Source organism: Paraburkholderia sp. 35.1, assembly GCF_050436525.1.
Classification (GTDB): domain Bacteria; phylum Pseudomonadota; class Gammaproteobacteria; order Burkholderiales; family Burkholderiaceae; genus Paraburkholderia; species Paraburkholderia tuberum.
Genome location: NZ_JBNDMJ010000003.1, coordinates 2,546,375 through 2,569,295, shown reverse-complemented (window position 1 = coordinate 2,569,295; position 22,921 = coordinate 2,546,375). Strand labels below are relative to the sequence as shown.

The window sequence follows — 22,921 nt, the reverse complement described above, 5'->3', positions numbered from 1 at the left end:
GCCTGTTCACGCTAATAACGGGCTTGCGAACGTGCCTTTCCGCGCGTAGTGCAAGGAGAGAGGAGCGCCGTTTGGCCGAGCCAAACAAGCGACGACCGACGCCGCAATACGGGCGGAAAGGCACGTTCCCCTGTTTTAAAAAAACCTTCAAGGGGCTGGCCCGTTATTAGCGTGAACAGGCCCTAGCTACTTCGAAAGATCCTCGAGCGCGACATCGCGCGTCTTCGGTCCCAGCGTACCGATCGCGACCATGACGATCGCCATTGCCCCCGAGATGAACACGAACACGCCGTTCACGCCGAAGCGACCGAGGCAGGCGGCGATCACGAACGCCGAGAACATCGCCGAAATCCGGCTCCACGAGTAAACGAAGCCGACCGCGCGCGCGCGGATGCCGGTCGGAAACAGTTCGGCCTGGTACGCGTGATAGCTGTATGAAATGATGTTGCCCGCGAGCACGAGGCACACGCCGAGACTCACGAGCAGCACCGTCTCGCGCGCCTGGCTGAACGCGAGTCCGCACACGACGTTGACCGCCGCCATGCAGACGATGACGGTCTTGCGCTCGAAGCGATCGGCGATCAGCAGCCCCAGCAACGGCCCGAGCGGCGCCGCGATCGCGATGATGCTCGCGTACATCAGACTCGTCGTCACCGTGATGCCCTGCTTCATCAGCAGCGTCGGAATCCAGTTCGCGAAGCCGTAGTAGCCCATCGTCTGGAACACGTGAAAGATGATCAGCATCAGCGTGCGCTTACGATACGGCGGCACCAGCAGATCGCGAAACGCGGCCCGCGCGCGCACCGGTTCGGGCAGCGCGGGCTCGGGCAACGGCAGGCCGCATTGGCGCCGATACTCGCGCGCGACGCGTGCTTCGAGACGCGTCATCACCGCGTCGGCTTCGTCGAGGCGGCCTTTTTGCGCGAGCCAGCGCGGGCTCTCCGGCAAGCCACGGCGAATCCACCACACCACGATCGCGCCAATCGCGCCGATCAGCACGACCACACGCCAGCCGTCGAGACCGAACAGGCGTTGCGGCACCAGCAGATACGACAGGAACGCGACGATCGGCACCGCGCAGAAGCCGACCGCCTGCGAGCACGCCGAAGCGCGCCCGCGAATGTGCTTCGGCACAAGTTCGGAAATATACGTGCCGATCGTGACGATCTCGACGCCGATGCCGACTCCCGCGATAAAGCGCCAGCAGTTCAATCCGAGCGCCGTGTGCTGGAACGCCATCACGACGTTGGCCGCCGTGTACCACAGCAGCGACCAGGTGAAGATCGCGCGCCGGCCGAAGCGGTCGGCGAGAAAGCCGCACGCCGCCGTGCCGATGAACAGGCCCGCGAACAGCGCGGCGATGAAACTCGCGACGCCGCTCGTGCCGAACAGGCCGCGCGTCGTGGCCGTCAGCAGGCCGCTGTGCACGAGTCCCGGCGCGATATAGCCGGAGTACATCAGGTCGTAGAGTTCGAAGAACATGCCGAAGCTCAGCAGCATCACGAGCTGCCAGATCGTGCGGGTCGCGGGTAGCCGGTCGAGCCGCGCGGAAATGCGCGCGCCGTCGAGCGCGATCGCGCCGGCGCGGTCCGAGCCTGCCGCATCCGCGCCCGCGTCCGTGGGTGAGCCGTCGAGCGCGCCGGCATCGCCGAGCGCCGTTGAGTACATCGCCTGATGCGACGATTTCATCGTCTGTCTCCAGAATTATTGGTCTATTGCCCGCTGCAGCGGGTCAAGCGCGGCACGACGCTCACGCAGCCGCGCGCGGCGCCCGCGATTCCATGCCATCGCCGAGCTCCGCGATCCGCGCGTCGTCGAACCCGAGTTCGCGCAGCACCTCGACGGTGTGCTCGCCGATCTTCGCGATCGGCCGACGCGGGCCGAGACGCGCACCGTCGAGCGAAATCGGCAGCAACGGCATCGCGGTTTCGCTGCCGTCGTCGAGCGTCAGCGGCACGAGGCCGCCGCTCGCATTCAGGTGCGGATCGTCGAACAACTCCTCGGGCTTCGTGATCGACGCGAACGGAATGTGATTGCGCTCGAACAGCGGCACGAGCGTCGCGCCGTCGAAACGGCTCAGGCTTTCGCCGAGCGTCTGCAGCAGCCAGCCGCGCGCGAGCACGCGGTCGTTGTTGGTCGCGAGGCGCGCATCGGCGAGCAGATCATCGCGTTCGAGAATCGCGCACAGCGCGCGCCACTGCGCGTCGCCGGTCGCGGCGATGAACATCTGCTCGCCGTGCGCGAGCGTAAACACGTCGTAGACGGCCCAGGCGCTGATGCGCTCGGGCATCGGCGCGGCGGCCACGCCGGTCGCCGCGAACTGCTGCATGTGCTGCGCCGAGAGCAGCACGCAGTTCTCGAACAGCGCGCTCTGCACCTCCTTGCCGCGGCCGCTCGCGTGCCGTTCGTGCAGCGCCGCCAGCACGCCGATCGCGCCGAACATGCCGCCCATGATGTCGTTGACCGAGCTGCCCGCGCGTAGCGGACGGCCCACCGGACCGGTCATGTACGCGAGGCCCGCCATCATCTGCACGACTTCGTCGAGCGCCAGACGATGGTCGTACGGACCATTGAGAAAGCCCTTGTGGGACACGTAAATCAGCCTGGGATTGCGCTCGCGCAGCGTCGCGTAATCGAGGCCGAGACTCGCCATGCGACCGGGCTTGAAGTTTTCGACGAAGACGTCGGCGCTATCGACGAGTTGCTTCAGCGCGGCGAGACCGGCTTCACTGTCGAGATCGAGCGCGACGCTCTTCTTGTTGCGATTGAAGGTGCGGAAAAAGCCCGCGCCGGTGCCGAGCAGCCGGCGCGTGCTGTCGCCGCGCGGCGGCTCGACCTTGATCACTTCGGCGCCGAGGTCGCCGAGAATCATGCCGCAGGTCGGACCCATCACCATATGCGACAACTCGATCACGCGGATGCCCGCGAGCGGCAAGGTACCCGGCTGCGGCGAGGACGTCGACGACGAAGCTGAAGTAGCGGAGGAAAGCGGAGTCATTGCGGCACCTGCGGAACGGAAGAATGGGGACAACGCAAAGATTCGGCGTAGCTGGCGGAGTCGCGCGCGACCGCTTGCGCGTGCGCGAACTGTTTCGGTAATCCCGCTCGCGCGAGATAGCCGTACAGCGGCTCGCCCGGCAGCGCTTGCGCCAGCACCGCGCGCGATGCGAGTAGCCGCGCGATGTCGATACCGGTGTCGTAGCCCATGCTGTGGAGCATGAACACGAGGTCTTCGGTATTGACGTTGCCGGTTGCGCCCGGCGCATGCGGACAGCCGCCGAGACCAGCCAGCGACGCATCGAACTCGCGGATCCCGTGCTGCAGCGCGACCAGCGTGTTGGCAAGCCCGAGGCCGCGCGTGTCGTGGAAATGCAGCGAGCGCAGCCTGTCGCCCGCGACGTCGCGCACCAGCTCGATGACCTCGCCGACCTGACGCGGCGTCGCTTCGCCGGTCGTATCGCCGAGCGCGATCACGTCGGCGCCGGCCTGCACCGCGGCGCGCGCGATCGCGGCGATATCCGCGTACGGCACGGCGCCCTGCAGCGTGCAGCCGAACACCGTCGACAAACCGGCGATCAACTCGACGCGGCGCCCACCTGCCGGGGACGCGCCATCGATCAGCTCGCGCATCGCGGCGAACGCGTCGATCATCTCGGCGGGTGTCTTGCGCACGTTCGCGACGCTATGCGCGGCGCTCACCGAAATCGGCGCGACGATGCGCTCTACGCCAGCCTCGAGCGCGTGCTGCGCGCCCTTCAGGTTCGGCACGAGCGCGCTCACGCTGAGATCGTCGTAGCTACGGGCGTGGGCGACTACGTCGACGGCGTCCGCCATTTGCGGCAGCAGCTTCGCCGGCACGAACGACGCGACTTCCATGTGGCGCACGCCGGCCGCGTAGGCGGCGTCGATCCAGCGCCGCTTGTCGTCGGTGGACATGATGCGGGCAATGCTTTGCAGACCGTCGCGCAGACCGACTTCGGTCACGACGACGCGCTCGCGGGTTTCATTCATTGGTTGGAATCCTGGTCGTGGACGCGGGCTTCAGAGGCCCCTTGGATGGAAGTGATGCGCTGACTGGGTCACAGCGTGCCCGCGTGACGACGCGCGGCAAAGTCTGCTTTGACGAAGCACACCATCGCCGCTCGCGATGGCCGCTCAGGCCGATGGGGCGGGCTTTGGCGCTCGCCTGGGTGAAATGCTTAGGGGTTTGTCTGGGGAGGTGGCGAAGGCGCGGGTGACGAGGCGTGTCGCCCGTCTTATCTGGCGCTCAGCAGATGCTCGAGCAATCGCGCGGCCGCCAGCGTCAACGCCGCGCGATCCCGCATGCAGATCACGAAGCGCCGCGCGGCCCAAGCCTCGCGCAACGGCACGGCGACGATGCCGTACTCGTCGGCCGCATGGCGCGGCAGCGCCTCGCGCGGCAGGATCGCGACCGCGAGACCCGCCTGGATGAAGCGATAGGCGGCGTCGAACGTCGATACATAGGTGCGGTAATTCAACTCGCTGCCCTTCTCCAGCGCGATGCGCTGCATCAGCGCATTGACCGACGCATTCGATGCGAGCCCCAGATGATCGAACCCGAGCGTCTGCTCGAAGCCGATCTGCGCCTCGCCCGCGAGCGGATGCGCGCGCGGCACGATCAGCGCGAGATGGTCGGCGCGATACGGCAACGTGTCGAGACTGCCGAGCGGCACCGTGTCGCGGCAGATGCCCAGATCGGCCACGCCCTCTTCGAGTCCGCGCACGATGTCCGCGCTGACGCGCTCCTCGACGTCGACGCGAATCGCCGGATTCGCCTGCAGAAACGCCGACAACGCCTCGGGCAAAAACTCCACCATCGACGACACGTTGGCGAGCACGCGCACATGCCCACGCGCGCCGGCCACGTACTCGCTGAGCTCGGCCTGCAGGCGTTCGTGGCCGCGCATGATGAGCCGCGCGTGGCGCAACAGCGCTTCGCCGGCGGCGGTGGCGCGCACGCCGCGCTGGCTGCGCGACAGCAACGCGACATCGACGAGCGCTTCGAGATCGGCGAGCCGCTTGCTGACCGCCGACGGCGCGATGAACTCACGCTCGGCCGCGCGCGCGATCGTGCCTTCCTCGCACACGGCGATGAACAAGCGCAGCGTCACCTGATCGATTTGCCACATCGGGGCAGCGGATTCGTGGGTTGGGGGTGGGGGAAATTATGGTTGATCGTTGAAAACTGTGGAGGGATTTCTGGCGCTTGCGGAACGGCTCGAACGTGTTGAATGGCGCCAGGCTTCGGTCTCTATCGCACATTTGTCGCCGGCGTGCGCCGCCACGCATCGACGAAGCGCATCTGCGGGGGCTCACGCTTCCGGCTGATCCTCCACGGCTCGAACTGCTTCACGTACCAGCGCCACACTGCGGCTTCACAGATTTTCAGCAATGCGTGTGATCGCCAAGGCGTGCCACTCGATGATGCCGAAGCGACGCAGAAACAAGCACACTTGACGCCCGAATGGAAAGCCCCGCAAAGCGGGGCTACGTATTTGAGGCGAGGGTGCCTTTCGTTAGTCTTCCGCGCTCTTCAGATCGCTTATCCGCTCTTTCGTTAAGCGCGCCATGCAATCCCAAAACGTCATATAACGCATCGACGCTTCGCCTAATGAATAGGTCTCAGCGTAACACTGGTTATCGCGATACTGGACCCATGCCCTTTGTCCTTTCTCAAAATAAGGCAATGCAACAGGATTGTTATCGGCTTTCAAATCAACATCGCCTTTCCTCAACTCAGCTTCCAACGGTTTAATCGTAGAATTCAATTGCGCGGAAATTTGTTCGAAATTCCTTTGGCTGCATGCAGCGATATCGGCAGTTGACGCGTGCTCACCGGTCTTGCAAAGGCGGTCAATTTCTTCGCGCGATTTCCCAGTAAAATAAACCGATGATGGCGTTGCTTTTTTGTAGTCAAACCGCACCGAGTAAATTGTTTTACCCAGCACAATTGAGTCAAGAAAAGGCAATGTCGAAATCAGGACAAGCGGCACAGCTATTATTCTAATGGGATGCATCATATACACCTTCAGAGAATGCTCTAGCCCATAGCGTTATACAGAAGTCATTAGCCGAGCCCTTCGCGGAGCGCGCGTAGCGTGTCAGCGGCAGCGAGTACCTGATCGAGCCCTCGCCAGATGGTCTTGGCGCCCGGCTCACCGTCACTCTTTCGGCCGAGGAAACCACCGATTTGCGCAATCAGCCGCACGACCTCATTCACAGTGGGCGGCGTCGCCGGCATCTTCTTTTTTGCCAGCAGATGGGCGCCACGAATTTCGTCCGGATCGAAGAACAAGGCGGCATCCAGATCCGGGCAGGTTCGGCCTTTGCGCATCAAATACGTCACGCGCCAAGCCACCACCAGGAACAAGGCCAGCGCGCGCTCAATCCGGTCGACAGCGGCCAATTGCAGGGTCTCGACTTCGCAGCCATTCTTGAGGACATGGAAATAGATTTCGATTTCCCATCTCGCCCGGTACCAATTGATCAGTTCGACCGCTTCTTCTTGGGTTGCGACGGCTCGGTTGGTCAGCAAACGCCACTCAATCGGCTTGATGCCAGCGGGCGCCCCGACTTCGCGTGCGATTACGCAGTGAACCTTGATCTTGCCGCGCTCGCCGTCCGCGATCTCGACTTCGCGAGCCCACAGTTGCTGGCGCACGGTGCGACTCTTCTGAGTCTCGCGGGCGCCGGTCACGAAGGTGATTTCACCCAAGGGCTCAGCGCTGGTTGTACTCGCCCACAGCCTGGCGCCGTCGCCGCCGGGCAAACAGCGGTCATGTTTGGCGCGCACCAGCCAGTCCGCCGGCGTGCCCAGCTCGCTGGCCCGGCGCATCATTTGCACCATGTCGGCCTCGCGGTCGGCCACGTACACCAGTCGCGTGTGCGGCATGTCCGGCGCCATTTCCGCCACGCGCTCGTAGCCTTCGACCCAGCGTGTGCTTTCTTTCGGACCAGGACGAACGCCATCGGCATCAAGCTCCTCACGCGCCCACATCCACGCGTCGAGCACGCCCAGCGGTTCGCGTTCGGTCGTCACCGCATAGGTGGGGTGCAAGTACAGCCCGCGCCTTGCTTCGTAGTTCAACGGCCCCAGCCCGTCGATGTCCTGGCCGTTGAAATCAAGCTCGGTCGTGTCCTGGATGCACAGCACCACCGACTGGCTGCGCATGCGTTCCTGCGTGCTCGCCCAATGCGGCTCCAGTATGACTTCCCAGGCCACATCCGTATTGCGCAAAAAACGGTACGCTGCGCACGTCTCGCTCCAGCTATCGCACGCCTGCGGGATACTGGCCGTCGGATTGGCCGCAAGTCGTTCCATCAATTTCTTTGCCCTCCTGTCCAGGCGGGCGTCGCCAAGGTCCAGCCCCGCAAATTCCTGCTCGATCCACTGCTGTGCAGCCTTCGTCACGCGCCCGCCCAAATTGCAAGAGTAGACGCGATTCGGCCAAAGTTTACAAGCCCAGCCTCCAAGTCATTGAATGTAAACGGCTTGCTGGCGCGGGCGGCGCGGACAACGAAATGTGTATAACGCTATGGCTCTAGCCTCCGTTTCCCGGCGTTGGTGCAAGCTCGAGGAACAGCGAAATCCTTTTATGTAATTCGGAATATTTCGGTAGTCCCCCTGATTTACGCGATGCGTCAATTCGTCCGCAGCATGGCCTGCTCCAGCATTAAAAGAAATGCTCACCAATGCATCATACTCATATTGAAACAACGGTACATGCACCTTTGCATTTATGGCCCGTTCTGTTCGCCTCAAATCTTTCTTCAAAAACTCTCTGGCGCGTTGAACTGATACTGTCTGCCCGAGGGGCAGATTGTCTTCCGGCAAGACAAGATGGCCGCAACCCACCGTAGGATTTCCGCGATCATCGGGATAGACAACCAGAATAAAGCCCTCTGAAACAGGCACGTCGATGTGTGAGCGATCCGAATGAAAAATTCGTGTTATGCCGTTCAATCTGCCGCTCTCCCATACCGCCAAGAAGGTTGAAATCTGGCTTGACGCAACCCAAGGTTTGCAAAGCCTATCCGATTGGACAACTACGCATGAATTCGGGACCGTGTTTGTTACTGCCGTTCCAAGCGCATCAGGCATTACGCCACCTCTCTATGACCAAGATAGATATGCATGGATTGAGCACCTTCTGTTTCGTATCGCTCGGTGCGTCCCTGAGAATCAGTGGTGCCGCGATGCAAAGCGCCTGACAAAAGACGCACGGTGTAATAGGTACTGGCGAGCGGCCTGCCGTTCGCATCGTGAAGTGTGAACTGTTCGTCGTGCCGTGCAGCTTCGGACTGTACTGCCAACACGCCAGTGCGAACCTTCGAAGTCAGCGCTGGCGTTGCTTTACGCCCTCGACAATCGCACGCCCATGCGTAACCCAGGGCTTCAGCCATGTCGTAACCGTTTGAATACGACTTCAGCCTATCGAACGGAAACCATTCGCCGGTTTCGGCGTTCAGCGCAATTGCGGACGGCATTGGTGGGAAGTTTGAGTATATTGAATAGGTGATACGGCAAAGCTCGCACTCTTCCTTGCCCACGGTACCATCTTGTTTCTGTCGTCCCATTTGACCTTTTCTGATTTTCCAGAGAACACTCGGAGAATTAACCACCTAAACGTGGTCACGGTCAACGACATTAATTTGAGATAAAACTTTTTTGACAGATATTAACGATTGCCCGGGCTATCTCATTTTTAGGCGAATTTTTCCGATATAACGGTCAAACAAAAAAAATCGGCATTAAGCCGTAATGCTGTTCAGTTAAGCGACTGAGCGGCATTTTCGTTTTCTGGCAAAACCGGTTTACACGGGGCGCGGCGATGCTGTGACCTTGATGGTCAGTCAATCCCCATGTACTCCCTCCCGTGCGCTTGTCGTGACACGATAGCGAGTCAGGCCTGAATAATTCGCTCTCGGCGCCGGCACCGTTCAGGATGTCGACCCTATGCTCAGTCGCGTGGTGCCGCTTGTCTGCGTGACCCGGCTGCGTGAAGCCCCGCCTGAACGAGGCAGCATCGCGCTATCTGCCGCGTTGGCCATTTTTTTCCGAGCACGTCTGTGGCTCGATACTGTGCTTTAGTCCACCGGGGACAGATTCCGGCTGGTCTTTTTCCGGCGGCTCTATCGTTACACTCTCGATGTATTCTTGAATGCGAATCGCCTTTTTCAAATCGCCTCCCACCTTCTTCCCGCGCGCGTCGATAAAATCAGTGTGCGTATTTATAGTGAGAATCACCGGCTTTACACCTGAATTCCCGTGCCAATTTGCCCACATTGAGTAAGGCCCGATTCTATCTCCTCCTAGAGCCTTCGATTGAATGTCGCCGATTCGCGTCCCCATCGGATCGCCAACGATATCGAAGTTACAAAGCACGAGCCCTTTCAAAACGGAGTTTTTATTCAATAGCGGAATGATTGCCGAATCAAAATCGACCGATCCCGTCCCATCTAGCGCGAAAGAGACAAATGGAAAAAACAACACGAGAGGAAAAGCTTTTTTCATTTAATAACCCAGGAATTTGACACGGGCGTTTTGGAGATCCCCTCCCGATGCTTGCCATGCGCGCGTCGCCGCGCTTCCGGGACCACTGAAGTGGTCGATATGTGCGCCGCGAATGCCACCGCCCGTATCATCGGCAGACCGCTCGCCGACTATTCGCCTACCGTCGCTAGAGGCAATATAAACAGCGCTGAGGCCGCCGTGCGACCGCGGCAATCGCACGCCCATGCATAACCCAGGGCGTCGGCCATTTCGTAACCGTTCGAATACGACCGAAGCCTATCCTGCGGAAACCATTCGCCAGTTTCGACGTTCATCGCCATTGCAGATGGCATTGGCGGGAAGTTTGCGTATATTGAATAGGTGACACGACAAACTTGGCACTCTTCCTCGCCCGCGGCACCTGCCTGTTTCTGTTGTCCCATTTGACCTCTTTTGATTTTCCAGAAAACACCCGGCGAATTAAGCATCTAAACGGTGGCACGGTCAATGATTTTAATTTGAGACAAAACTTCATTGACAGATATTAACGATTGCTCTGGCCATCTCATTTTTAGGCGATTTTTTCCCGATATCACGACCAAACAAAAAAAGCGGCATTGAGCCGCAATGCCGTTCAGTTAAGCAACTGAGCGGCATTTTTGTTTTTCTGACAAAAGAGCCGTTGTAAGCGAGCGCGGCGATGTTAGCTTTCATCGCCATGCTGGCCGATGCGCTGAAGCGAGTCATCGCGCGTCGAGTCTCACCCATCCCCGCCCTTGCCCGCGATTTCCGGTCTGGCTATGCTGGCGGGTGCGCCGGCTGCCCGCAGGCGACCGCCCCAACCAGAACAACGCTCGATAACCTGCCCATGTCCACCACCAGTCTGTTTTTCACGGCCGCCGGCGTCGGCCTCGCGATCGCCGCGCCGGTCGGCCCGATGGGCATGCTGTGCATCCGCCGAACGCTGAGCGGCGGTCCGCGCGCGGGACTCGCGATCGGCTTCGGCATCGCCAGCGGCGACGCGGCCTACGGGCTGATCGCGGCGCTCGGCCTCGTCGGCATTTCTCAGTTCATGCTCGCGTACGACCGCCCGCTGCATCTGCTCGCGGGCCTGTTCCTGCTGTATCTCGGCGTGCGCGCGCTGCTGCAGAAGCAGCCCGCTGAAACCGCCGACGGCAATGGCAACGGCAACGGCAACGGCAAGCTCGCGCAGATCGGCCGCGCCGGCGCGCTGCGTGCGTACGCGAGCGCGCTGCTGTTGACGCTGACCAATCCGCAGACCGTCATCATGTTCGCGGCGCTATTCACGACGCTCGCACCGCGCGGCGCGTTCTCGCCGGCCATCGCGCTGACGACGGTCGGCGGTGTGTTCGCCGGCTCGATCGCGTGGTGGTGCTGTCTGGTGACCATGGTGTCGCTCGCGCGTCATGCGATCGGCAGCAGGCTACGCGTCGCGATCGATCGCGTGGTCGGCTTCACGCTCGCGACGTTCGGCGTCGTCGAAATCCGCCGCGCGCTCTGAGCGGCACCTCACACGCCATGCGGCACATCAGCGCCGTACACGCCGAACGCAGCCCGCTGCCAGCCGCGACGCGCTCCCCCTGAACAAGTGCCGCACGCTGGCGCGGCAGTTTTGCGACAATAGCGCCTTTCGCCGCTGAGGCGCCGGCCGACGCGGCCGTGCAGCGCACCGCACGCCGCCGCACCCACCCGCCCCGGCGCGTACGCCGGCCTTGCCGCCCATCCTTTCACCCGCGCTGCGTCAGCTGTCCGTTCAATGGCTCTACCCCACATCGATCTGCTGTACTCCGTCTCCGGCCTGTTCGTCGGCTTTCTGGTCGGGCTGACGGGCGTCGGCGGCGGCTCGCTGATGACGCCGATCCTCGTCCTGCTGTTCAAGGTGCACCCTGCCACCGCGGTCGGCACCGACCTGCTGTACGCGGCCGCAACCAAGGCGACCGGCACGCTGGTGCACGGACTGAAGGGCTCGGTCGACTGGCAGGTCACGCTGCGCCTCGCGGCCGGCAGCGTGCCCGCGGCGACCGTCACGCTGATCCTGCTGCATCGCTATGGAATGGATACGCCTGGCGCGGGCCGGCTGATCCAGGTCGTGCTCGGCGCGGCGCTGCTGATTACCGCGATCGCGCTGGTGTTCCGTCCGCAGCTCGCGGCGCTCGGCGCGCGCAAGCAACGCGCGCCGAGCCAGGCACGCACGCTCGCGCTGACCATGCTGACCGGAGCGACCCTCGGCGTGCTGGTGTCGTTGACGTCGGTGGGCGCGGGTGCGATTGGCGTGACGGTGTTGATGCTGCTGTATCCGATGCTGCCGACGACGCGCATCGTCGGCTCCGACATCGCGCACGCGGTGCCGCTGACCTTGCTCGCGGGCGCCGGACATTGCCTGCTCGGCTCGATCGACTGGTCGATGCTGCTGTCGCTGCTGGTGGGATCGCTACCCGGCATCGCGATTGGCAGCTATCTGGCCTCGCGCGCGCCGGACGCGCTGCTGCGCAATCTGCTCGCCGCGACGCTGACGCTGGTCGGCGTGCGGCTGGTGTTGTCGTGAGGCGCTGAAGACGCGTCGAGCGCGCACGCCGCAACCCGTGTCTATTTGAAAAACCGGCAGGTCAGATCCGCCTCGAACTGCCTGACCCACTGACCGTGGCGGTCGTAATACGACTGTGACCAGTTGCCGCGCCGCACGGTGACGACCCGCTCGTGCGCCGGCTCACCGGGTGCCACACTCGCGCTGATGTCGAAATGCGCGGGCGCGAAACCGTGTCGCGCGCACACCAGTTCGAATGCCGCGCGATCGCCGATCGGCAGATCGATATAGCGAAACAGCGTGGTTTCCATGACCTTGGCTCCCCCTTCCCTCTTGGTCACAGTACGCCTCGCGATGCGTCGGTAATGTGTCGCAGCGCACGAATCCGCGACGGCCGCGCCTCCATCAGGACCTGTGCGTGCGGCAAGCCGCATTGCTGCGGTCCCGCAAACCTCGCGAGTGCCACGCCATAAAACCGGCGGCGAAAAAAAAGCTCCGGCGATCATGCCAGAGCCTCCAGGTTGACCACCGCGCGACGCGGGCCTTGCGGCGCCGCGCGCACGCGTACCGCTTACTGCTGCACCACTTTGAGCTTGTTCGACACTGACATTACGCCGTCGACACCCTTGGCGGCTTCGCCGGCCGCATCGATCTGTCCCTGGGTCGGCACCGAGCCGGTCAGCGTCACTGCGCCGCCGCGCGCGCGCACGGCGATGTGCGACACGTCGAGACCCTGGGTCTTCGTCAGCGCGTGGCGCACCTTACGGCCAAGTTCGTGATTCGCTGCCTTGCCGGCCTTGACGGCGGCTGCCGCCGACGCCGTATCGGTTGCCGGAGCGTTTTGGGCGTAGACGTTGCACGCCACCGCCATCGCCACCACCGGACCCAGTGCTTTCAGAAAACCGACCGTCTTCATAGCTCTCTTCTCCTTGGCTTCACATTGGACCGCATGAACAAGCGGCATCGTTACGACTACGGGCGGCCGTCATCGCGCGAACGCGCGCGTGAGCGACGGCCATCAACGGCTGTGACAAGATGTGCAAGAGGCGAGAGAGGCTGATTACCGGCAACCGGCAACCGGCAAACCGCGACGTCCGCCGACGCACCCGGTTCTTGTCCGTCTTGCCGGGGTCGCGCCGCAAACGTTGGATCGCGGTAGCGATGCACAATTTAATCTAGCCGGCACAGAAGCGCAAAGGATTTAGCGCGCGGCGTGGCGCGCCGACAGCGGGTGCGTCATGCGTGCCGGATAGAAGCAGACACGCACCGTGGTCGCGCAAGAATTTGCACGGGCATCATGCCAGCGCTCATGCCGGCGTTCACCGCGGTGCTCACCATTTGTTACGCGTTTGTCGGCGTGACGGGCGGCTACGCGTTTCGCGGCCGCGCCAATCTCAGGTACCATCGGCGCGACGCGTGCTGGCGCGCGCCGCCCACGCCGCCTTCGCGCATTCGAGCCCGATCGACCGCCGCTTTCAGATGATCCGATGAAGCCTGACACCGGCCGCACCCGCCCTACCCATCTCGTCGCCCGTTTTGTCGCGATCTCGTGGCGCGACCTGGCGGTCTCGTTCGGCCCGCTCGTGCTGCTCGTGATCGTCGCAATCTGGGCCGCCGTGCGGCTGATCCAACCCGCCCCGCCGAATACGCTGACGATTAGCGCCGGTCCCGTCGGCAGCACCTTCTGGATCGCCGCGCAGAAGTACAAGACGATCCTTGCGCGCAATCGCATTACGCTGAACGTGCTGGCCTCGCAGGGCTCGCAGGAAAATCTGAAGCGGCTGTTGGACCCGAACGCGGACGTCGACGTCGGCTTCGTGCAGAGCGGCATCGCGCCCGCCGCGGTGGACAAGGACAAAAGCCTGATGTCGCTCGGCAGCGTCGCTTACGTGCCGCTCGCGATCTTCTACCGCGGCGCCCCCGTCGACTGGCTGTCCGGGTTCAAGGGCGAACGCCTCGCGATCGGCCCCGAGGGCAGCGGCACGCGCGAGCTCGCGCTCGCGCTGCTGAAGGCCAACGGCATCGTGCCGGGCGGTCCGACCCAACTGCTGCCGCTAACGGGCGACGCCGCCGCCGACGCCCTGATCGACGGCACGATCGACGCGACCTTCCTCGCGGGCGACTCGGCGCAGCCGGCCGTGATGGGCAAGCTCTACCGCACGCAGAACGTGCGCTTCTACGATTTTTCGCAGGCCGACGCGTACACGCGCCGCTTTCCGTACCTGACGCAGCTGAAGGTGCCGATGGGCGCCTTCGACCTCGGCAAGAACCTGCCGGCGAACTCGATCAGCATCGTCGCGCCGACCGCCGAGCTGATCGCGCGCGATTCGTTGCATCCGGCGCTGTCCGATCTGCTGATCGAAGCCGCGCGCGAGGTGCACGGCGGCGCGACGACGTTGCAGCGCGCCGGCGAATTCCCCGCCCCGCTCGCGCACGACTTCCCGCTTTCGGACGACGCCGCGCGCTACTACAAGTCGGGCAAGAGCTTCCTGTACCGAACGCTGCCGTTCTGGATCGCGAGTCTCGCGGACCGCCTGCTGGTGATCATCGTGCCGCTGATCGTGCTGCTGGTGCCGGCGCTGCGCATCGTGCCCGGGTTGTACGCGTGGCGCGTCAAATCGCGCATCTATCGCTGGTATGGCGCGCTGATCGCGATCGAGCGCAGCGCGCTCGGCGAACATGCGTCGGCCGAACGCGCGTCGCTGATCGAGCGGCTCGACGCGATCGAAGACTCGGTCAACGGCATGAAGATGCCGCTCGCGTACGCGGACCAGTTCTACGTGCTGCGCGAGCACATCGGCTTCGTGCGGCGGCGGCTCACGGAAAGCCGCGACACGCAGGGCGGGCTGGACGAGGTCGACGAGCTGGCGGCCGACAAAGTCAAAGGCTGAGCGCCCCTGACGATACCGCCGGAACCTACGCCCACCGGCCGCCACCAGGGGATATCGACCGATGCAAGCCGGGACCGCACCGCGTAAGATCGCTACAATTTTGATGAGGTAACGGACGCACCGTCCGCGTCGTCCGACACAGGCAATCCGGGAGACATTTATGACCGTTGGCATCGACGCCCAACAGCGGCAGTGGTTTTACGATTTCGTCTCGCCGTTCACCTACCTGTTGCTCGAGCAATACGACAAATGGCCCGGCTTCGACTTCGCGTTCACGCCGGTCGTGCTGAACGATCTGTATCGCCACTGGGGCCAGCGCTCCGCGTACAGCGTGCCCGCCAAGCGCACCTTCATGTACCGGCACGCGCTGTTCCGCGCGGAGCAGCTCGGCATTCCGTACAAAATGCCGCCCGCCCATCCGTTCGATTCGATGAAGCCGCTGCTGCTCGCGACCGCCGCGAACGGCGACGTGCAATTCGTGCGCGAGATTTTCCGCTTCATCTGGCGCGAGGGGCGCGATCCGTCGAGCGACGAAGCGTTCGCCGAGCTGTGCGAGCGCGTCGGCAAGCCGGACGGCCCGGAACTGATCCAGGACGAAGCCGTGCAGGCGCAATTGCAGCGCAATACCGCCGATGCGGTCGAACTCGGCGTCTATGGCGTGCCGACGTTTCGTCTGAACGATCAGCTGTTCTGGGGCGAGGACGCGCTGCCGATGGTGCTGTACTGTGCGCGCACGCCGAACTGGCTCGAATCGCGCGAGGTGAAGCGGATCAGTTCGCTACCGTGGGGGCTGCCGGACAAACCAACACCGGCATAACACGGCGGCCGCTGCGGGCCGCGCCCTCGTTGCGGCTTCGGCCCGAACGAATCGATGCCGGCAGGCGTCGCGCTGATGCCGGCCATACCGTGCCCGCTATGCCGCCGAAGCGCAAACGCGCCTAAGGTTAAGCTTTCGCACCCCACGCGCGCGCCGCGCGGCGAGCTCATCGGCAGCGCCCGCGCCACCACGCTTCGATCATGGACGACACCGCCGCCTCACTCGATATCTGGCTCGTGCGCGTGCTGCGCACGCTGCTCGTCGAGCGCAGCGTCACGCAGACCGCGTTGCGGCTGAACCAGACCCAGCCCGCGATCAGCACCGCGCTGCGCAAGCTGCGCGACACGCTCGGCGATCCGATTCTGGTGCGTGGCAAGTCGGGCATGGTGCCGACCGAATACGGCGAGTCGCTGCTCGCGGCCGCGCAGCGCGTGTTGCGCGATGTCGATTTCGTCGCGACGCCGCATGGCGATTTCGACCCGGGCCGCTCGCGCCGCACTTTTCGCGTCGCCGCGCCCGACTATCTGAACGACTTCTTCATGCCGACCGTGATCGCGCGGTTTCGCGAAGCGGCGCCGCATGCGCGGCTCGAAATCGAATCGCTGGGGCCGCTGCTCGATCATTCGGCCGCGCTCGACGCCGGCGAACTCGATCTGGTGATCGGCAACTGGCCGAAGCCCGATCCGCGCTTCGAGCGCAGCGACCTGTTCGCCGATACCGTCGTGTGCATGATGCGCGCGGACCATCCGCTGACACACGAGCCGCTCACCCGCGAAGCCTATCTGGCCGCGCCGCATCTCGCGCCGACACCCTACAGCGGCGCGCGCGGCGGCGCGATCGATACCGGCTTCGCGCGGGCGAAGGCGAGCCGGCGCATCGTCGCGACGCTGCCCTACTTCGGCCTCGTCGCGCAGACGCTTCTGCAATCGGATCTGATCTTCACGACGACGCGGCGTTTCGCGATGCACTACGCGAGCATGTTGCCGCTCGCGGTCGTCGACGTGCCGATCGCGTTTCCGCGCATCCGCTGCTATCAGTTATGGCATCCGCAGCCGGATCGGCCGAGCGATATCGGCTGGCTGAGGACGTTGATGTCCGAGGTGTCGGGTGAGCTGGTCGCGCGCAAGCCCCCGTTGCGCCGTATGGCCTAAACCGTGATCTGCGCCGTTGCGCGGACGTGGCTCACGGCTTGCCCCAAAGCATGAACCGTCGCGGCCTGCCGTGTCCTCAGTCGCAGCAGTTGCGCGCACACCGCAATCGCGATCGCGGCGGGCGCCTTGTCGACGATCCCTTCGACGCCGATCGGGCAGGTCATCTCCGCGAGCCGCTCCAACTCCACGCCTCGTTCGAGCAGTCGCCGCTCGAACTTCATGCGCTTCGTGTTCGAGCCGATCATGCCGAAGTAGCTGAAATCACGCCGTCGCATGATGCGCGAGGCCAGCGAAAAATCGAGCGCATGGTTGTGCGTCATCACCAGAAACCACGCGCCGGGCGGCGCCGCGTCGACGATCGCCTCGGGCGTGTCGGTCGCTTCGACCTGCACGTTGGGCGGCGTTTCGTCGGGGAACAGCTCGTCGCGTTCGTCGACCCACTGGACCACGCACGGCAGGCTGCCAAGCAGATGCGCGAGCGCATGGCCGACGTGTCCCGCGCCGAACAGCACGATGTGCATCGGCGCCGGCCGCGGTGCAAGCTCGGGTCCGCTCCCGCCCGGAGAACAATTCAGGCGTGCTTCCATATTGCGCTCCCAACTCGTTTGCCACTCGCCATCACGCCTGCCGCGCGGCCGCCGTCGCGGCCCGCACCGCGCCGACCGCCTTCAGGATTTCCTCGCTGGTCGCGGGTGCATTGAGCGGCGGATTGACCTGATGGCCGCCGACCGCCGACACCGCGTCGCGCACCGCGAAGAACACCGAGAACGGCAGCAGCAGCGGCGGCTCGCCGGTCGCCTTCGAACGATGGATGCTGTCTTCCGCGTTGCGGTTCCTGAACAGCCTGACATTAAAAACCGGCGGCACGTCGTTGACGGTCGGGATCTTGTACGTCGAGGGCGCGTGCGTCATCAGCTTGCCGCCCGCGTCCCACCACAGCTCCTCGGTGGTGAGCCAGCCCATGCCCTGAATGAACGCGCCTTCCACCTGGCCGACGTCGAGCGCCGGATTTAGCGAGGCGCCGACGTCGTGCAGCGCATCGGCGCGCAGCACGCGCATTTCGCCGGTCAGCGTGTCGATCACGACTTCCGATACCGCCGCGCCATACGAGTAGTAGTAGAACGGCCGTCCTTGCAGCTTCGACTGATCCCAGTAGAGCTTCGGTGTCGCGTAGAAGCCGTCGGACCACAACTGGATGCGCGCGAGATAAGCCTTCGCGACCACTTCCTCGAACCGCACGGCGACCTCGCCGACCATCACGCGATCATGCGCGAAGCGCACGTCCCGCGGGTTCACGCTGCCCGCGCCGAAGCGCTCGGCCGCGAACGCGGCGAGCCGCTCGCGCAATTGGCGCGCGGCGTCCTGCGCGGCTTTGCCGTTCAGGTCGGACCCGGTCGACGCGGCCGTCGCAGACGTATTGGCGACCTTGCTGGTATCGGTCGCGGTCACCCGAATCCGGTTGAAGCCGACGCCGAGTTCATGCGCGACGACCTGCGCGACCTTCGTGTTCAGCCCCTGGCCCATTTCGGTGCCGCCGTGGTTCACGAGCACCGAGCCGTCGGTGTAGATATGCACGAGCGCGCCGGCCTGGTTGAAGTGCGTGACGTTGAACGCGATGCCGAACTTGACCGGCGTGAGTGCCAGGCCCTTCTTCAGGATCTCGTTGTTCGCGTTGAATGCGTCGATCTCCTTGCGGCGCGCGCGATAGTCGCTGGTCGCTTCGAGCTCGTCGATCAGCTCGTGAATCACGTTGTCTTCGACCACCTGGCCGTACGGCGTCTGGTTGCGTTCGGTCTTGCCGTAGAGATTGCGGCGGCGCACGTCGAGCGCATCGACGCCGCGCGAGCGCGCGACGTTGTCGAGGATGTACTCGATCGCGAACGCGCCCTGCGGGCCGCCGAAGCCGCGAAACGCCGTGTTCGACTGCGTGTTGGTCTTGCCGCAGAAGCCGTCGATCGAGACGTCCGACAGCCAGTACGCGTTGTCGAAGTGGCACAGCGCGCGCGTCATCACCGGGCCCGACAGGTCGGCGGAAAAGCCGCAGCGCGAGGTCATGTCGACCGCGACGCCTTCGATCACGCCCTCTGCGTCGTAGCCGACTTCGTACGTGTAGTGGAAATCGTGGCGCTTGCCGGTCACCATCATGTCGTCGTCGCGATCCGGGCGCAGCTTGACCGGGCACAGCAGCTTCCACGCGGCGAGCGCGGCGCAGCACGCGAACAGCGCCGACTGCGATTCCTTGCCGCCGAAACCGCCACCCATGCGCCGGCATTCGATCAATACGTTATGCGATGCAACGCCCAACGTGTGCGCGACGAGGTGCTGCATTTCGGTCGGATGCTGGGTCGAGCAGTAGACGTGCATGCCGTCGTCGTCCTTCGGCACCGCGTACGAGATCTGCCCTTCCAGATAGAACTGCTCCTGGCCGCCGAGCCACATCTCACCGGCCGCGCGATGCGCGGCACGCGCGATCTTCGTGCCGGCGTCGCCGCGCGCGAGCTTCATCGGCGGCAGCACGAACTGGTTCGCGGCGCGCGCCTGCTGCGCGCTCAGCACCGCCGGCAGTTCCTCGTAGACCACCTCGGCGCGCCGTGCGCCGAGACGCGCCACCTCGTGCGACGTCGCGACCACGATCAGCATCGGCTGGCCGACGTATTGCACGACGCCGTCGGCGAGGATCGGATCGTCGCCATGAACGATCGGGCCGACGTCGTTGACGCCGGGGATGTCGTCGGCGGTGAAGACCGCGACGACGCCGGGCGTCGCGCGCACCTTGTCGAGCGCGATCGAGACGATCTTCGCGTGCGCCTTCGACGACAGTCCCAGCGCCGCGTGCAGCGTGCCGGCCAGCTCGGGAATGTCGTCGGTGTAGGTCGCGCGGCCGCTTACGTGCAGATGCGCGGACTCGTGCGGACGCGACACGTGCACCTGGGTGAAGTCGTCGAGTTCCTGAACCTCTTTCAGGAACGGTTCGGCTTGCTGGTTCATGGTTGTGTTCTCCGTATTCTCGGGGACGCGCGGCGCTCAGGCGCTCGCGCCGGCCGGCGCGACCGCGCGCACGTCGAGCGCGCTCTTCGGCAGCGGCTGCCGCGCGCGCGTTTCGAGCCAGAAGCGGTACAGCGTGTTCTTCGCCGCTTCGAGGCGGTAGTCGCTGCTCGCGCGCATGTCGGTGAGCGGCGCGTAGTCGGTGCCCAGCGCGAGCATCGCGGCCTGCGCGGTCGCCTCGTGCCATTCGGCGTCGCGCAGCACGGCTTCGGCATTGAGCGCGCGCTTCGGCGTCGCGGCCATGCCGCCGAACGCGATGCGCGGCTCGCGGATCGCGTCGCCGTCGGCGATGAACGAGAACGCCGCGCAGACGGCCGAGATATCCGAATCGAAGCGCTTCGACAGCTTGTAGGTACGAAAGCGCAGGTTCGCGCGCGCCCCGCCGCGCGCGGGCACCTTCAGGCCGACGACGAACTCGTGCCCGGCCATGTCCTTCTTCTGATACGCGAGGTACAGGTCTTCGAGCGGCATTTCGCGCTCGATGTCGCCGCCCCGCACGATCACGCGCGCGCCGAGCGCGATCAGCCCCGGCATCGAATCGCCGATCGGCGAGCCGTTCGCGATGTTGCCGCCGAGCGTGCCGGCGTTGCGGATCGGCAGCGACGCGAAGCGCTGCCACATTTCGGTCAGCTCCGGGTACTGCTTCGCGATCTCGGCATACGCTTTTTCGACGCTGACGCCGGCGCCGATCTCGATCCAGTCGTCATTGGTTTCGAGCTTTTGCAGCTCGGCGATCTGTCCGACGTAGACGAGGTCGCCGAGCTCGCGCATCTGCTTGGTGACCCACAGGCCGATGTCGGTGCTGCCCGCGAGCAGGCGCGCGGCCGGTTCCTGCTGTTTGATCCGCGCGAGCGCCGCGACCGTGCGCGGCGCGGCGAAGCGCTGGCCCGCGTGCTCGTACTGAAACGTGTCGCGGCGTTCGAGCGTCGCGAGCGTGTCGGCGAGCGCCTTTACGTCGACTGGCGCTTGCGGCGCGGGCGCGTCGAACATGCGCTCGGCCGCGTCGACGATCGGCCGGTAGCCGGTGCAGCGGCACAGGTTGCCGGTCAGCGCATTGCCGATCGCCTCGCGCGACGGCACCGTGCGGTTCGCGCAGCCATGCTCGTGGCCGTGCTTCTCGTAGAGCGCCCACATCGACATGATGAAGCCCGGCGTGCAGAAGCCGCACTGCGAGCCGTGGCAGTCCACCATCGCCTGCTGCACCGGATGCAGCGAGCCGTCCGGCTGGCGCAGGTCTTCGACCGTGAAGAGCGCGCGGCCGTCGAGGGTCGGCACGAACTGGATGCAGGCGTTGACCGCCTTGAACTCGACGCCGCCCGCCGGATTGCGCTCGCCGATCACGACGGTGCAGGCGCCGCAGTCGCCTTCGGCGCAGCCCTCCTTGGTGCCGGTGCAATGCGCGTCCTCGCGCAGATACTGCAGCACCGTGCGGGTGACGGGCGCGTCCTCGATTTCGCGGATCGCGTTGCGGTGATAGAAACGAATCGGCTCGGTCATGTCTCGGTGCTCTCGTCTGTTGCGTGTTTGCGCGGACACGCCGCGTCGATGGTTTGAAAGCTATCACCGTCAATAAACCTAACCCATAGCCTGAATCGCATGGGGGACATATTGTTCGCGCGATATGACCCGCCATTGATTCGTCCCATTTTTAAGCAAATCCTGCAAGGGAATCGGTTCCATGGGAGAATCACGCCTTCCCGCCGAATTCAAGTCTGGTTTTCCCGATGTCCACCGACTCCGCGTCCGCCCGCAGCGAATTTGCGACGACCCTGCAGATCATTCCGGTCGTCTTTTTCACCTTTCTTTGCTACCTCGCGATCGGTATTCCGCTCGCGGTGCTGCCCGGTTATGTGCACGGCGACCTCGGCTACAGCGCGGTGCTGGCCGGCGCGGCGATCAGCGTGCAGTACCTCGCGACGCTCGCGTCGCGGCCGCTCGCGGGCCGCTCGGCCGATACGCTCGGGCCGAAGCGCACGGTGTCGATCGGTCTGCTCGGCTGCGGCGCGAGCGGTGTGCTGCTGTTGCTCGCCGCGCTGACCAGTCGCTGGCCGGGGCTGAGCCTCGCACTGCTCGTGTGCAGCCGGCTCGTGCTCGGTTTCGGCGAAAGTCTGTGCGGCACCGGCGCGATCCTGTGGGGGATCGGCCGGGTCGGCACCTCCAACAACGCCCGCGTGATTTCGTGGAACGGCATCGCGACCTACGGCGCACTCGCGATCGGCGCACCGCTCGGCGTGATGATCTCGCGCTCGATCGGCTTTACCGCGCTCGGCATTCTGGTGATCGCGCTCGCGGGGCTCGGCTATTACCTCGCGCGTCTGATCGCGCCGGTGCCGGTCGTGCACGGCGAGCGGATGTCGTATCGCAGCGTGTTGACGCGCGTGCTGCCGCACGGCATAGGTCTCGCGCTCGGCTCGGCCGGCTTCGGTTCGATCGCGACCTTCATCACGCTGTTCTATGCGGCGAAGCACTGGCCGAATGCGGCGCTGTCGCTGACGCTGTTCGGCACGCTGTTCATCGGCGCGCGCCTGCTGTTCGCGAACACGATCAAGACCTACGGCGGCTTTCGTGTGGCAATCGCGTCGTTCTCGTTCGAATGCGCGGGTCTGTTGATGCTGTGGCTCGCGCCCGAGCCGCATATCGCGCTCGCGGGCGCCGCGCTGACCGGCTTTGGCTTCGCGCTGGTGTTTCCGGCGCTCGGCGTCGAGGCGGTCGGGCTCGTGCCGCCGGCGAGCCGCGGCGCGGCGCTGTCCGCGTACTCGGTGTTTCTCGATCTGTCGCTCGGCATTACCGGGCCGCTGGCGGGGTATATCGCCGGCGAGTTCGGTTACGGCTCGGTGTTCCTGTTTGCCGCGATCGCGGCTGCCGCGGCGGTCGTGCTGTCGACGGTGCTGTATCTGCGCAACGCGAAAGTAACCGGTCTGTCTACCGCGCAGTAAGCCCTCGCAGTGAACGCGCGCA

The 22,921-nt window shown here is 64.4% G+C and carries 22 protein-coding genes and 1 pseudogene; 6 read left to right on the top strand and 17 right to left on the bottom strand.

What is annotated here, in order from left to right; all coding sequences use genetic code 11:
* Positions 1 to 186 precede the first annotated feature (186 nt).
* The 12 genes and pseudogenes from OKW27_RS31990 to OKW27_RS31935 all read right to left on the bottom strand — a co-directional run bounded on the left by OKW27_RS31990 (position 187) and on the right by OKW27_RS31935 (position 10,261).
* Complete coding sequence (locus OKW27_RS31990) at positions 187 to 1,689, bottom strand: MFS transporter (RefSeq protein WP_429335827.1); 1,503 nt, start codon at positions 1,687 to 1,689, stop codon at positions 187 to 189.
* Between the two features lie 61 nt (positions 1,690 to 1,750).
* A complete protein-coding gene (locus OKW27_RS31985; RefSeq protein WP_429335826.1) occupies positions 1,751 to 2,998 on the bottom strand; it encodes a CaiB/BaiF CoA transferase family protein in 1,248 nt (415 codons plus the stop codon).
* Entirely contained in the window at positions 2,995 to 4,011 is a 1,017-nt protein-coding gene (locus OKW27_RS31980; protein WP_429335825.1) for a hydroxymethylglutaryl-CoA lyase, read from the bottom strand. Before OKW27_RS31980 ends, OKW27_RS31985 begins: the two co-directional genes overlap by 4 nt.
* Before the next feature lie 245 nt (positions 4,012 to 4,256).
* Complete coding sequence (locus OKW27_RS31975; RefSeq protein ID WP_429335824.1) at positions 4,257 to 5,150, bottom strand: LysR family transcriptional regulator; 894 nt, start codon at positions 5,148 to 5,150, stop codon at positions 4,257 to 4,259.
* A 387-nt stretch (positions 5,151 to 5,537) separates the two neighbouring features.
* Positions 5,538 to 6,041: a lysozyme inhibitor LprI family protein gene (locus OKW27_RS31970; protein ID WP_429335823.1), complete on the bottom strand. Its 504-nt coding sequence runs from the start codon at positions 6,039 to 6,041 to the stop codon at positions 5,538 to 5,540.
* A gap of 47 nt (positions 6,042 to 6,088) precedes the next feature.
* Entirely contained in the window at positions 6,089 to 7,432 is a 1,344-nt protein-coding gene (locus OKW27_RS31965) for an IS4 family transposase (RefSeq protein WP_429335822.1), read from the bottom strand.
* A gap of 63 nt (positions 7,433 to 7,495) precedes the next feature.
* Positions 7,496 to 7,984 carry a lysozyme gene (locus tag OKW27_RS31960; RefSeq protein WP_429335821.1) on the bottom strand — a complete coding sequence of 163 codons (489 nt, stop codon included), beginning with the start codon at positions 7,982 to 7,984 and terminating at the stop codon, positions 7,496 to 7,498.
* Positions 7,985 to 8,121: 137 nt separating this feature from the next.
* On the bottom strand, positions 8,122 to 8,598 hold the full coding sequence (locus OKW27_RS31955) for a hypothetical protein (RefSeq protein ID WP_429335820.1): 477 nt from the start codon (positions 8,596 to 8,598) through the stop codon (positions 8,122 to 8,124).
* 454 nt (positions 8,599 to 9,052) lie between these two features.
* On the bottom strand, positions 9,053 to 9,535 hold the full coding sequence (locus tag OKW27_RS31950; protein ID WP_429335819.1) for a hypothetical protein: 483 nt from the start codon (positions 9,533 to 9,535) through the stop codon (positions 9,053 to 9,055).
* Positions 9,536 to 9,760, bottom strand: a complete 225-nt coding sequence (locus OKW27_RS31945) for a 3D domain-containing protein (protein WP_429335818.1) — start codon at positions 9,758 to 9,760, stop codon at positions 9,536 to 9,538.
* Positions 9,733 to 9,957 (bottom strand): annotated as a pseudogene (locus OKW27_RS31940) (hypothetical protein); the annotation flags it as partial. The gene OKW27_RS31945 and the pseudogene OKW27_RS31940, both read right to left, overlap by 28 nt.
* Before the next feature lie 88 nt (positions 9,958 to 10,045).
* Positions 10,046 to 10,261 (bottom strand): hypothetical protein, encoded by a 216-nt coding sequence (locus OKW27_RS31935; protein WP_429335817.1) that lies wholly within the window; start codon positions 10,259 to 10,261, stop codon positions 10,046 to 10,048.
* A 121-nt stretch (positions 10,262 to 10,382) separates the two neighbouring features.
* On the opposite strand from OKW27_RS31935, the gene OKW27_RS31930 reads away from it, so the two are divergent.
* Both OKW27_RS31930 and OKW27_RS31925 read left to right on the top strand, forming a co-directional pair.
* Positions 10,383 to 11,036, top strand: a complete 654-nt coding sequence (locus OKW27_RS31930) for a LysE family translocator (protein WP_429335816.1) — start codon at positions 10,383 to 10,385, stop codon at positions 11,034 to 11,036.
* Positions 11,037 to 11,291: 255 nt separating this feature from the next.
* Complete coding sequence (locus OKW27_RS31925) at positions 11,292 to 12,080, top strand: sulfite exporter TauE/SafE family protein (RefSeq protein WP_429335815.1); 789 nt, start codon at positions 11,292 to 11,294, stop codon at positions 12,078 to 12,080.
* A 41-nt stretch (positions 12,081 to 12,121) separates the two neighbouring features.
* Here the strand turns inward: OKW27_RS31925 and OKW27_RS31920 are convergent, their stop codons facing one another.
* Positions 12,122 to 12,370 (bottom strand): hypothetical protein, encoded by a 249-nt coding sequence (locus OKW27_RS31920; RefSeq protein ID WP_090803237.1) that lies wholly within the window; start codon positions 12,368 to 12,370, stop codon positions 12,122 to 12,124.
* A 260-nt stretch (positions 12,371 to 12,630) separates the two neighbouring features.
* Positions 12,631 to 12,975: a BON domain-containing protein gene (locus OKW27_RS31915; protein WP_090803235.1), complete on the bottom strand. Its 345-nt coding sequence runs from the start codon at positions 12,973 to 12,975 to the stop codon at positions 12,631 to 12,633.
* A 571-nt stretch (positions 12,976 to 13,546) separates the two neighbouring features.
* Between OKW27_RS31915 and OKW27_RS31910 the strand changes: the two genes are divergently transcribed.
* The 3 genes from OKW27_RS31910 (at position 13,547) to OKW27_RS31900 (ending at position 16,918) form a co-directional block, all read left to right on the top strand.
* Positions 13,547 to 14,950: a TAXI family TRAP transporter solute-binding subunit gene (locus tag OKW27_RS31910; protein ID WP_090803232.1), complete on the top strand. Its 1,404-nt coding sequence runs from the start codon at positions 13,547 to 13,549 to the stop codon at positions 14,948 to 14,950.
* A 160-nt stretch (positions 14,951 to 15,110) separates the two neighbouring features.
* Positions 15,111 to 15,767: a 2-hydroxychromene-2-carboxylate isomerase gene (locus OKW27_RS31905; protein WP_187617873.1), complete on the top strand. Its 657-nt coding sequence runs from the start codon at positions 15,111 to 15,113 to the stop codon at positions 15,765 to 15,767.
* 200 nt (positions 15,768 to 15,967) lie between these two features.
* Positions 15,968 to 16,918, top strand: coding sequence for a LysR substrate-binding domain-containing protein (locus OKW27_RS31900; RefSeq protein ID WP_090803229.1), 951 nt, complete (start codon positions 15,968 to 15,970; stop codon positions 16,916 to 16,918).
* Here OKW27_RS31900 and xdhC read toward each other — a convergent pair.
* The 3 genes from xdhC to xdhA are packed head-to-tail and all read right to left on the bottom strand — an operon-like array spanning position 16,915 to position 21,460.
* Positions 16,915 to 17,505 carry a xanthine dehydrogenase accessory protein XdhC gene (xdhC, locus tag OKW27_RS31895; protein ID WP_429335814.1) on the bottom strand — a complete coding sequence of 197 codons (591 nt, stop codon included), beginning with the start codon at positions 17,503 to 17,505 and terminating at the stop codon, positions 16,915 to 16,917. The genes OKW27_RS31900 and xdhC overlap by 4 nt on opposite strands.
* Positions 17,506 to 17,536: 31 nt before the next feature.
* A complete protein-coding gene (gene xdhB / locus OKW27_RS31890; RefSeq protein WP_429335813.1) occupies positions 17,537 to 19,906 on the bottom strand; it encodes a xanthine dehydrogenase molybdopterin binding subunit in 2,370 nt (789 codons plus the stop codon).
* A 36-nt stretch (positions 19,907 to 19,942) separates the two neighbouring features.
* Entirely contained in the window at positions 19,943 to 21,460 is a 1,518-nt protein-coding gene (gene xdhA / locus OKW27_RS31885) for a xanthine dehydrogenase small subunit (protein WP_429335812.1), read from the bottom strand.
* 227 nt (positions 21,461 to 21,687) lie between these two features.
* On the opposite strand from xdhA, the gene OKW27_RS31880 reads away from it, so the two are divergent.
* Positions 21,688 to 22,899: an MFS transporter gene (locus OKW27_RS31880; RefSeq protein ID WP_429335811.1), complete on the top strand. Its 1,212-nt coding sequence runs from the start codon at positions 21,688 to 21,690 to the stop codon at positions 22,897 to 22,899.
* Positions 22,900 to 22,921: the final 22 nt, after the last annotated feature.